This is a genomic window from Bacteroidota bacterium (assembly GCA_016715945.1).
Lineage (GTDB): Bacteria > Bacteroidota > Bacteroidia > Bacteroidales > F082 > JALNZU01.
This window is the reverse complement of record JADJXJ010000001.1, coordinates 2,324,601-2,336,256: the sequence shown is the minus strand read 5'-3', so window position 1 is coordinate 2,336,256 and position 11,656 is coordinate 2,324,601. Positions and strand designations below refer to the sequence as shown.

General features: G+C 53.1%; 6 protein-coding genes. 1 reads left to right on the top strand and 5 read right to left on the bottom strand.

Going from position 1 to position 11,656, the window contains the following annotated elements:
- Nucleotides 1-27 precede the first annotated feature (27 nt).
- Complete coding sequence (locus IPM52_09155) at nucleotides 28-1,275, bottom strand: pseudouridine synthase (GenBank protein ID MBK9291778.1); 1,248 nt, start codon at nucleotides 1,273-1,275, stop codon at nucleotides 28-30.
- A 281-nt stretch (nucleotides 1,276-1,556) separates the two neighbouring features.
- Here IPM52_09155 and IPM52_09150 point away from each other — a divergent pair, with 281 nt between their 5' ends.
- Nucleotides 1,557-2,732 (top strand): universal stress protein, encoded by a 1,176-nt coding sequence (locus IPM52_09150; GenBank protein MBK9291777.1) that lies wholly within the window; start codon nucleotides 1,557-1,559, stop codon nucleotides 2,730-2,732.
- Here IPM52_09150 and IPM52_09145 read toward each other — a convergent pair.
- From IPM52_09145 to IPM52_09130, 4 genes are read right to left on the bottom strand one after another with little or no spacing between them, the layout of a single operon-like run.
- On the bottom strand, nucleotides 2,721-3,821 hold the full coding sequence (locus IPM52_09145) for a 1-acyl-sn-glycerol-3-phosphate acyltransferase (GenBank protein ID MBK9291776.1): 1,101 nt from the start codon (nucleotides 3,819-3,821) through the stop codon (nucleotides 2,721-2,723). The genes IPM52_09150 and IPM52_09145 overlap by 12 nt on opposite strands.
- Nucleotides 3,822-3,879: 58 nt before the next feature.
- Complete coding sequence (locus IPM52_09140; GenBank protein MBK9291775.1) at nucleotides 3,880-5,070, bottom strand: hybrid sensor histidine kinase/response regulator; 1,191 nt, start codon at nucleotides 5,068-5,070, stop codon at nucleotides 3,880-3,882.
- Between the two features lie 4 nt (nucleotides 5,071-5,074).
- The gene (locus IPM52_09135; GenBank protein MBK9291774.1) at nucleotides 5,075-7,483 is read right to left on the bottom strand and encodes a response regulator; all 2,409 of its coding nucleotides are present in this window, start codon (nucleotides 7,481-7,483) and stop codon (nucleotides 5,075-5,077) included.
- A gap of 16 nt (nucleotides 7,484-7,499) precedes the next feature.
- Nucleotides 7,500-11,519 (bottom strand): PAS domain S-box protein, encoded by a 4,020-nt coding sequence (locus tag IPM52_09130; protein ID MBK9291773.1) that lies wholly within the window; start codon nucleotides 11,517-11,519, stop codon nucleotides 7,500-7,502.
- Nucleotides 11,520-11,656 lie beyond the last annotated feature (137 nt).

The window sequence follows — 11,656 nt, the reverse complement described above, 5'->3', positions numbered from 1 at the left end:
TAAGGCAGTTGGCCTGTATGCGCTGTGTTAACGGATGCGCTTGAGCATGCTGATTTCGGCGGGCGTAAGAAAACGCCAGTGACCCCGGCTGAGTTTGAGTTTGGTAAGTCCGGCAAACATGGGCCGGTCGAGTTTGACCACTTCATAACCCAGGTGTTCGAAGAGCCTCCTCACCACCCGGTTGCGTCCCGAGTGCAGTTCGATGCCTACCTGTTTATGTGTTTCATCTTCAGCCACATAGTCCACTGCATCCACTTCCACTTTTCCGTCCTCAAGCTCCACGCCTTCGGCAATTTTACGCAGGTCGGCACGGGTGAGGGGTTTGTCGAGCCACACGTGGTAGAGTTTTCTGGCGCCATGCGAGGGATGGGTGAGTGCTTTGGCGAGCTCTCCATCGTTGGTAAGCAGCAACAGGCCTGTGGTGTTGCGGTCGAGCCTTCCCACCGGATAGATGCGTTCTTCGCAGGCGCCGGCCACCAGCTCCATCACGGTTTTGCGCTCGTAGGGGTCGTCGGAGGTGGTGATGTAGCCTTTGGGTTTGTTGAGCAGCACATAGCGCAGTTTTTCGCGGCGCAACACCTGGCCTTCGAACTCAACTTTGTCGTGTATGCTGACGCGCGAACCCAATTCGGTTACTACCTTGTCGTTCACCTTGACCACACCGGCCTGGATGTATTTGTCGGCTTCGCGGCGCGAGCAGATGCCAGCATCGGCCAGGTATTTGTTGAGCCGGATGATGGTTTGCTTGTCTTTGCGCTCGAGGCCTTCGGTCAGCGGCTTGTTTTTTGCCGGACGGCCTTTCGGCCGCGCGTTTCGCTCGCCCCCTGCATACCTGTTGTCGCGCTTTTGGGCATATGAAGGTCCGTCGGCTCTTTCAGGCTTTGCACTTCGCTTATAGCTTTTCTGGTCTTCAGCTGCATTGTCGCGTGCTGCACGATCCCTACCATAACCGGTAGCAGGCCTGCCACCGCGGGATTCCGGCCTGTGTTCGTCCGGCTGGCCCGGTTTTGGTGCATATCTGCCCGTCCGATGCGACTCCCCGCGCTTGCCCGCAGCAGGTTCGTCACCCGTCGAACGATACTTTTTCTGACGATAGTCTCCTGCAGCTTTGGGTGCCCCTGATTCGTATTGCCTGCTGCTATCCTTCCGGTTGCCCTGGCGTGACTGCACCGACTTCCCTGGCCGCGACGACTTGATTTCAGATAATTTGGCCTCGCCCGGAATGCGTGGTCTTTTCTCGCCCGGCAGGCGGTCAGATTTTTGTTTTGCGCTCATTTTCAGCTTTTTTGAGCCGGCAAAGATACGAATTATACCGGCTCGTGTGGCGAAACGACCTGCATGATCCGGCCATTGGCAAAAATTTCTCTTTGCGTCGAAACTTAAACTCTGGTTTAAAGCCCGGGGCTGGCCCGAAAATTATGGTTCACCGCATTGAAAAACACGCCCGCAAACTTGCATCCGCCCCGCGAAATGCGTAATTTTATTTTGCAAATCCAAACAACAGGGCCATGCAGCGGGCTGTGTGGCCGGACGACTTTAAAAATCAATCAAAGCTTATGAACGAGAATCATCCGCAAACAACCGTGAACGAACAAAAGGAACAGTTTGTTGTGATTCGCAACCTCAGCTACAGCCGGGCTTTGCTGCTTAAGATGCGGCTCGAGATGGAAGGGGTGCAGAGCTATATCACACACATCTATCAGCCCGAGGTGGGGGTTGACCTGAACATTCCCGAAGCTGATGCGCAGTTGGCGTACGAGTTGCTTGATGAGCTTCGTGAGGCTACGGGCATCCAGAAAGAGGCCATTGTGCGCAAGATGCGGGGCCTGAGGCGCATCCTGGTTCCGGTTGATTTTTCGGAGCTGAGCGTCAAGGCAGCCCATTATGCCCTCGACCTTGCCCGTACGCTTAAAGCCGAGGTGATGTTGCTCAATGCCTGGTTCAACGCCGCCAACCAGGGTTTTGTGTTCAACGAAATGTATGCCTACCAGCTCAATGTGGAAGAGCTGCTGCGCGAGCAGGAACAACAGGCACAGGCGCAGATTGAAGACCTGGCCACCGAACTGCGCAAACGCATACGCGACGAAAAGATGCGTGGGGTAAAGGTGGATTACGACCTGGTCAGGGGAGGGCCAATCGAAAGCATCCTTGACTATATAGCAGAATATCAACCTGGTACAGTAGTTATGGGAACGCATGGCACCAGGCGTGAGGGCCTGGCTCTGCTGGGAAGCACTACGGCCCGGCTCATCGAGAAATGCCCGGTGCCGGTGCTGGCGGTGCCCTGGGGATACGATACCTCCAATTTCAGCGCACCACGCAACGTGGCTTACCTGACACGTTTCGACGAAAACGACCTGCAGGCCATCCACCGGCTTGTGGCTTTTGCACGTCCTTTTAAAGTTAAGATTTATTGTGTTCACCTCCATCCCGACGATAGCCTTGCGCTCGACAGCCTGAGGATGAAAAAGCTGCGCGATTATTTTGCTGAGGCCATCACGGATGTGGAAATTGAATGCGGACTCATCGAAAGTGCCGATGCGCTCGAAGGTTTGAAGCAATTTGTCATGGAAAAGCAGATCGATGTGCTGGCCTTGATTTCGCGCAAGCGCAACCTCATTGAGCAGCTGCTCAGGCCAAGTCTTACGCGCAAGCTGTTGTTTTCGGCCGACGTGCCGCTGTTGGTATTCCGCGAAACCGAGAATGCTTCCTGGATTGCCTCAAAGGGCTGAGCCACGGCACCTGTGGCGAAACTCCAGACCTAACCAGCCGCTAACGAAAAGCAGGGCAATGCCCACAGGCAGCCAGAGCCAGCCTTCAAAATACTGCGACATCACCACCAGCAAGGCAGCATAAACCAAAGGGGCACCGAAAGCCAGGGCGGCCACACGAATGGATGAAGTCCAGTGCGGATCTTTCACTATGGCATTGACAATCATCCTGATCATCCAGATGGCCGGCAGATGCGGCAGGAGCATGAGCGCCGAGAGCGGGCAAAAGAGCGGACGCAACGACTGCTTCCGGGCTTTTTTCTCTCCCAGGCTGCCTTTCTGCCACTTTTCCAGGAAACGCTGGTCGCCCGCCAGTCTTTCGGGCAGCGATGTTTCGCGGCCCTGGCGGTTGAGCATGTCCTCACGCCTTGCTTCATATTCGCCCATTGGCTGAATATCCACCATCAGGTGGGCAATGCCCTTGCGCACCTCTTCCATCAGGCCGGAATAGGCTTTGCCGGGATCGGACTGATACAGCCCGTAATATTCATAAGCATCGATGGGCGCACCAAAACTGATCAGCAGGTCGGACCACGAAGCAAAGATATTTTCGTATTGCAATCCCACGGGCACAATCAATGGTTTGCAAGTGCCGCCCGATTTTTCAATGGTGTCGAACACGATGCGTGCCAGTCCTTTCTGCAGGGGCCGGAGCGACCAGCGTCCGTCGTGGTTGCCTTCGGGGAAGATCAGGATGCATTGGTTTTGTTGCAACAAACGGCTGCATGTTTCGAGGGTCTCGTCGTTGCGTTTCATGGCCGCCATGCCGTCGCGGAAGCGATAGATGGGGATCATCTGCAGCTTGTTGAGCCAATAGCGGGCCACCGGGCTGGCAAATACACTTGCACGTGTAAGAAACCATGGGTTGCGCCGGCTTGAGGCGGCAACCACTATGGCATCCATGAACGCGTTCTGGTGGTTAACGGCAAAAATCAGTGGGCCGCCGGCGGGCACATGCTCCAGGCCCTGAATCACAAAACGGCGGTAATATATCCGGAAGACGAAAGGCAGATACAGTTTCAGAAATCGGTACAGCAATCCCGGTTGCATGGCAAAATCCTTGGTGCAATCGGGACGAAGGTAGTAAATAAACCAGCGGGGGCAATACTCATGCCTCAGAGGCAGGCAAACTCAGGGTAAAGGTGGTTCCTTTGCCTGTTTCACTCTCAACGCTCAGCCCGGCATTGTTGCGCAATGCCAGATCGTGACACAGGATGAGCCCCAAACCCGAGCTGGACTCACCTTCGGTGCCTTTGCGCGAAACCTTGGCATCGAGCCTGAACAGTTGTTCAACCATCTGGGCAGACATGCCGATACCAGTATCGCTTACGGCAACATCCACTTTTTTCTCGATTGTCCCGACCATGTGTATCCTGATCCTGCCACCACGGGGGGTGAATTTGATGGCATTGCTCAGCAGGTTGCGCATGATGGTGACAATCATCTGCCGGTCGGCAAATACCATCAGCCCCTGAGGCAATTCGTTTTCTACCTGAAGTTGTTTCTGGGCAGCGGCAGCCGAAAGCACCTTGAGCGCATCGGCCACTGCCAGGTGGATGTCGAAACTTTCGGGATTTGGTTGCAGGCTGCCAAGCTGCATCTGCGACCATTGCAGCAGGTTTTCGAGCAGGGTGTTGAGCTCGCGTGCCGAGTCGGCCATGGTTTTGATAAAGAGACCGGCCTCGTCGGGATTCATATGCTGAATGTTTTGATGCAATACCTCGGTCACAGCCAGGAATCCTGCAATGGGCGCGCGCAGGTCGTGTGCAATGATGGAGAAAAAACGGTCTTTTTCAGCGTTAATTCTGGTAAGCCGGACTGCATCCTGGCTGATGGTCTGGTTTTTTTGTTCGAGTTCGGCATACAGGCGGTTGAGCTCCTCGTTTTGCTTTTTGAGCAGCTTTCGGTTTGCCATCAGTTCGAGATGCGTGCGTATGCGCATCTGCAGCTCTTCGCTGCGAAATGGTTTGGTGATGTAATCAACCGCACCCAATCGGAAGCCTTGCACGAGGTCGGCAATTTCGTTCTTTGCAGTGAGGAATATCACCGGAATTTCGCGCCATTCAGGGTTGTTGTGAATCTTCTCAATCACATCGTATCCGCTCATGCCTGGCATCATGACGTCGAGCAAAATAAGGTCGGGTTGTTTGAGTGCCAGATATTTCAGGGCGTTCTCACCCGAATTCACCACAACTACTTTATGTCCGCACTGGCTGAGCAGGGCCGAAATGAGCTGAAGATTGCGCGGATTGTCGTCAACCGCTAAGATTACAGTCTGTTCGTTATTTTCGTTTGTCATCCGGTCAGTGGTTTGATTGTTCAGTCATCATGGCGATTTCGCCGGCAATGATACCCAGCAGTTTGTCGAACTGCCCGAAATCGAAGCTTTCGAGCGCCTGTTTCAGTTGTTCCGAGCGTTCCACCATATGACTTATGTTGTATTGCCTTGCATAAAAAGCAAGGTCGCGTACAAATTGTTCGGCAGCATCAGGTTCAATAAAGGTGCGCAGCTCCTCCAGCAATGGGTGAAGCGCTTCGTAGAATGCTTTCAGGAATAGGCCGACCTGACCAGCCTCGAGGTCAGGCAATGCCACATCGCTTGCCATTACTGGTTCGCTGAGTGTGCGGTACGGAAGGAATTTTTTCAGCACCCGCACAATCTCGTTGCGGGTGACAGGCTTGCGCACATACCCGTCGAACAGTTCTCTGATTTTGTCTTCGTCGTGTTTCATCGACGAGGCCGTGAAAGCAATCACCGGGATGTGGGCTGTGGCCGGGTCTTTTTTCAGGGCTTCGGTGGCTTCGTAACCATTCATTTCGGGCATTCGAAGGTCCATGAGCACCAGTTGTGGCTTGTACTGATGGCAAATTTCGACACCCTGTTTGCCATTGACAGCCTGCAGCAGGTCGATGTGGTAATTTTCGAGGTATTTCTTCACCAGCTCGCGGTTGTAGTCCACATCGTCCACCAGCAGCACAAGGGCATGATCGAACTCCACATTTTCTTCCGACCAATCGTGCTGGTCTGCAGCCAGTTCGGCAAATTCCGTTTCTTCGAGGCCTTTCAATTCAACCGTAAATGTGCTGCCCCGGCCTTGCTCGCTTTTCACACTGATTTTGCCTCCAAGCAGTTGCATCAGTTTTTGCGAAATGGCCAGCCCAAGGCCGGTGCCTCCGAATTTGCGTGTCACATCGCTTTCCACCTGGTAGAACGACTGGAAGATATGTTCCAGTTTTTCGGGTGGAATGCCGATGCCGGTATCGCGCACTTTGATTTCTACATCATAAAAGCTGCCCTCGTTTGTCCGTGTAGCATTCAGGCTTATCATCACCCCGCCCTCCAGGGTAAACTTAACCGCATTGCCGATGATGTTGAACAGCACCTGCCGGATGCGCACTTCATCGGTGAGCAGGGCTTTCGGGAATTCGGCCGGTTTTTCGATATGGAGGTAAATATTTTTCTCGGCCACTTTGGGCTGGAAAAGCTGGACAATTTCATCGGTGAGCCGGAGCAGATCCACGGGTTCTTCGATGATGTGCATCTGTCCCGATTCGATTTTCGACAGGTCGAGAATGTCATTGATCAGCGCCAGCAGGGTGCGCCCGCTGGTGAGGATGGCATCGATGTATTGTTTTTCTTTCGGGCTGTTGATGCTGTTGCTCAGTATCTCGCTGAAACCCAGGATGGCATTCATTGGGGTGCGGATCTCGTGGCTCATGGTGGCCAGAAATTCCGATTTGGCTTTGTTGGCTTCTTCGGCTTCCTTTCGGGCTGCCACGATGCTGCGTTCGAAATGTGCCCTGTTGATGGTTCCGGCAATAATTTCGCCTGCCAGACGGAGGAGGTTGATGTGCTCGACCGACCATTCCCTTTGCCGCTTCACCGAGTCGAAACCTATGAAACCGTAAAGCCGCTCACCATAATACAGAGGGAGCGCCAACAGGGAGATAATTCCCTGTGGTTCAAGGATTTCTTTTTCCACATGGTATTCAGGCGCAATTTCGCTCACCAGGGGGATATACACATACTCGTTGCGGGAGAACTTTTCTTTCCAGCGTGGTACGGCTTCAAAGGGGACGCCCTGGAGGTTGTCAATTTCGGGGCTGGTGCCGGGGCTGCACCATTCGTAGGTGTTGTTGACCACATCTGCAACGGGGTCATATTCAAAGATGTACACCCGATCGACTTCGGCGTATTCGCCCAGGCGGCTCAAGGTGATATTTACAGCCTGATCAACTTCTTCGAGGCGGGCTTGCACCAGCAAGGTCGAAAAGTTGATGATCAGGTCGTGGAGCTGGTTGAGCGAAGCAAGTTTTTCGCGGCTTTTTTCCAACTCGAGTATTTGGTCGCCTGCCAGGGTGGCAAAGCCGGAACCTTCAATCTGCCCTTCATGTGCGCTTAGGTGTTTGCCCGAAATCGCAATCCACTGCTTTCGGCCCGAAACATCAATCAGGAAGTTGCAACTCCATTGTTCGCCTGCACCGGCAGTGGCCAGGGATTGTTTCAATTTGTTGGTTTGTTCTGGGTTCAGAAAGGCAAAGACCTGATTTGCAGCTTCATTGGTCTGGCCTGGTGCAAGCAGGGGGACAAGGCCTTCGTTGAGGCTGGAGAATGTTGCTACACCATCGGATGATGAATAGCTGTAGGCAAAGATGGTTGCCGGCAGGCTGCGCAGGATGTCCGATTCGATGGGGTTCAGCTGAAACTTCATATTGAGATTCTTTTGATTACAACAATGAGCCCGAGGTGTAACGCCTGATCATCACATCGAGTTCTTCGGGGGTAAAGGGTTTGGAGATATATTCGTCGCAACCGGCTTCGAAGCAGGCATGCCGGTCTTCGCTGGCGGCATAGGCCGTCACGGCTACAATCGGCAGGTCTGGCCTCAGGGCTTTGATGCGCCGGGTAGCTTCGAGGCCATCCATCACCGGCATTTTGATGTCCATGAAAACCAGGTTGATGTCCGGATGTTGCTGCACCAGTTCGAGGGCTTCCTGTCCGTTGCCGGCAAAGTGAAGTACGAAATCTTTGTTCCGGAACACGCGTTTCAGATAGAGCACATTCAAGGCTTCATCTTCGGCAATCAGGATGTTGGGTTTGGCCAGGCTGGTTTCGGGCTTGCTTGCCCGGGCTGAGAGGTTTGCATTGTCCGGATTCAGGTCGGGGACAATAAGGCGGAATGTGGTTCCCATTCCGGGTTTTGATTCCACTTCCACTGTGCCGCCCAGGAGGTCGATAAATCCCTTTACGATGGTCAGGCCCAGACCGCTGCCTTCGAACGAACGGGTAGTCGAGACATCCTCCTGCATGAATGGTTCCCAGATGCGTGGCAATGCTTCCTCTGATATCCCTTTGCCGGTGTCGGTAACCTCGAGCACGATTTTGCCCCCGCCCAGTGTGGCTCCGAAAACAACCTGGCCTTTGCGCGTGTATTTGATGGCATTGCCGACCACTTCATCCAACATTCGCTTAACCATGTTCTGGTCGCTGATCACCGCCACATTGCCTGGTTCGGGCTTGATGATGAATTTCAGGCCTTTGGTACGGGCATCATACTGGTATTTGCGGTACACTTCCTGAAGCACATCGCCCAGCACGAAATGTTCGTGGTGCACCACTACATTGCCCGACATTATCAGGGAGGCGTCCATGATGTCGTTGATGGTATCGGTGAGCCTGGAAACGCTGGAGTTGAGTGCATTCACAAACTCCTGTTTTTCCTCGGAGCTCAGGCTGTCATCGGTCAGAAATTGAGCAAAGCCCACGATGCCGTTCAGCGGGGTGCGCACCTCGTGCGACACATTGTTCAGGAAAGCAGTTTTGAGCCTGTCGCTGGCCAGGGCACGTTCGCGCTCGATGTCGAGTTCGCGGTTTTTCTGCAGAATTTCTTCGTTTTGCTGCTTGAGTTTTTCGTTGAGCAAAAGCAGTTGTTCGTTTTGCTTTTGCAACATGAGTTTGTTTTGGTGCAGGGTGTTTTCTGTTTTTTGCCGGATGTTGAGGTTGGTGAGCAGTTCGGCAAAGATGCGCAGTACCGAAAGTTCGGAGTCAGTAAAGTGTCTCTCCGATTTCACCGCGTCGAAGCCCACATAGCCCATACAGTTTTCCCCATCCATCAGCGGAATGGTAATGAGCGATTTGATGCCCTGGGGTTCAAGTATCTTGCGCAGGTTGTCTTCCGGATCGAGGTCGTCGACACGCGGCACATAGGTCATCTGGCCGCTTTTGTGCGAATCAACCCAGTCGGGCAGCAAACTGTTTGGAAGGTCTTTGAGGTTATCAATTTCGGGCGTGGTACCTTCGGAACACCATTCATAGGTGTTGGTCATGGTATCGGCTTGCCAGTCGTAATCGAAGATATACACCCTGTCCACCTGGGCAAATTGCCCGATTTCGGCCAGTGCCCTGTTGATTTCCGATTCTATTTCTGTCACCGGCAGGTTGATGAAACGTGTGGCCAGCTGGGTGAGCACCCTGAGCAGTTCGTTGTTGTGGATGATTTCTTTTTCGAGGTTGTAAAGCAGGGTGGTATCGCGCACCACCGAAACAACCCAATCCTCGCCCATGGGAGACAGACGGGCCTGAAGGTGCCGCAGGTTGTTGTTAACCATATACTCGAACTGAATTTCGACTGTTTCCTGCTTCTGGAGGCATTGTCGGATGGCCAGCAAAATGTTCTTTGCTGTGTCGGGTTCGAATACCTCGCTGAGTTCCTGACCGATTTTTGGGTGATATTTTGTGTTGGGATAGAGTTTTTTGTTGATGAAAAGGTCGAGGTATTTTCCGTTGCGGTCGTGGATGAAAATCATGTCGGGCATGGAGGCCAGGATGGCTTGCAGGCGTTCGGAGGTTTCGACAAGTTTTTGTTCGGTTTGTTTCTGATGGGTGATGTCGGTGAGTACACCCAGGGTGCCGGTGAGCTGTCTGTCGGCCGAAAAGAGTGGCGAAGCCGATATTGACAGATAGCGCATGCTGCCATCGCGGTGGTGTATGCAGGCTTCGTAGCGGTCGATATTGTCGCGTTCGCGCTCGGAGGTCTTTTTTCTAAATAGCTCGAAAGTTTCGTCCGAAACAAACTCCGCCATCGACTTACCGATGAACTCTTCGCGTTCGTATCCGAACATCTGCGCGAGTGTATCGTTGGCAAATACCACCCGCTCCTCCAGATCGAAAATTCCGATGCCCGCATTGGCGTTTTCGGCCACAGCGCGGTAGCGCGATTCGCTTTCGAAGAGCGCCTGCATGGCTTTGTTCTGGGCAGTGGTGTCGATGATGGTCAGTTGCAAGAGGTCGCGGCCCACAAGTGAGATATTGAATGCATAAATGCGGGCATCCCACACCTCACCTCCCAGGCGCCTGAAGTGACATTCGACCGAGGTGGACTGGTTTTCGATGAGTTTCTGCAGTTTTGTTTCCTGTTCTTTTCTCAAATTCTCATCCTTGGGCAGCAGATCACTGACCACTTTGCCTTCAAGCGCTTCCCGGTCTGTTGCGCCAAAGGCTTCAATGGCTGCTTTGTTGAGGTCGTAAATGGTGAGCCCGGGCAACTCCACCACCAATACCGGCACGGGGGAATCGTAGAACAATGTCCTGATGTAGGCCTCGCTTTCCACAAGCGCGAGTTCCGACATGCGTTGCTCGGTGATGTCGGAAAACCACGCGCCGATGAGGTACTGGTTGTCAAACTCGATGGGAAACATCAGGGTCGAAACCAGGCGGATGTTGTTGTCGGGCCGCATGATTTCCTGCTCGGCTGGCTGGCCAAACCAATGCAATTCTTCTTTGCGGAGTATCCGGCCGATGCGCGCCTCGAGCTGTTCGTAGGCATCGGGTACCTTCTGCTGTTCTTCTTTGCTCAGCCTGAACAATATCTCGGCCAGGGGTTTTCCAACGACTTCATTTCGCTCAAATCCGGTGATGGTTTCCATGCTGCGGTTCCAGTACACCACCTTGCCGGTTTTATCAGCAACCACCAATCCGTCGCGACCCTGCTCAGCCACAGAGCGGAAAAGGGCTTCGCTTTCGGCCAGCGCCATGGAGCTTTGGCGGATTTTTGTGATGTCGCGTGCCATTGCCACATAGCGAAGGGTTTCGCCAATGTTTGTGCAATGCACGGAAATTTCCCACCATCGCTCCTCACCGTTTTGCTCAAGCCAGTATTGTGCGCCAGCCGAAACCCCTTTTTCGCGGGCTTCTTCCAGCGCCTTGCTGATGATCCCGTGGGTGTGCGGGGGCATGCTTTCGGTGTAAGGTTTGCCCAAAAAGGAGAGGCTGGTGTCGTACAAGCTGCTGTAATCGAGCGTATGAAACTCGATGATGCGGTGCTGCTCATCGAGCAAAAACATCAGGTCCGGAATCATGTTGAGCAGCGCATCGTTGCGCTCTCGCTCATAATCGAGCCTGAGCTCACAATTTTCTACATCGCATTCCTGGTAAAAATCAAGCAACTTACCCTGGTGTTCAATCTGCTTTTTGAGCAACCTGAAGTGCCTGACCGTTTTATCGGCCAACCGCAACATCATCAGGTGAAGTTCCCCATGATCCTGGATGCCTTCGTTGCAGTTGCAAATTCCGAGCTTTTCATCGTTAATCACAAAGGAGCTGAAGTCAACTTCCCCAATCGCATTGTCCATGCCAAGGAGGGCGCGGGCAAGCTTGTTGGCATAAGTAATGCGTCCGTCCTCAAGCACAAAAAGAATTTTCTCAAAATGCTCAAGTAATATGCGTAATAATGATAACTCGCCTGGCATGTTTGAAAATTTTTGGTCGGTCCGGAGGCTTGATCAGCTCGTTTTGCCTGCTTTTCTTGCCTGAGAAACCTGCAGTAAACAGATCAATTGCAAGCGTAAATTTATGAAAAAAATCAAGCTGCAGCAAATGAAATTTT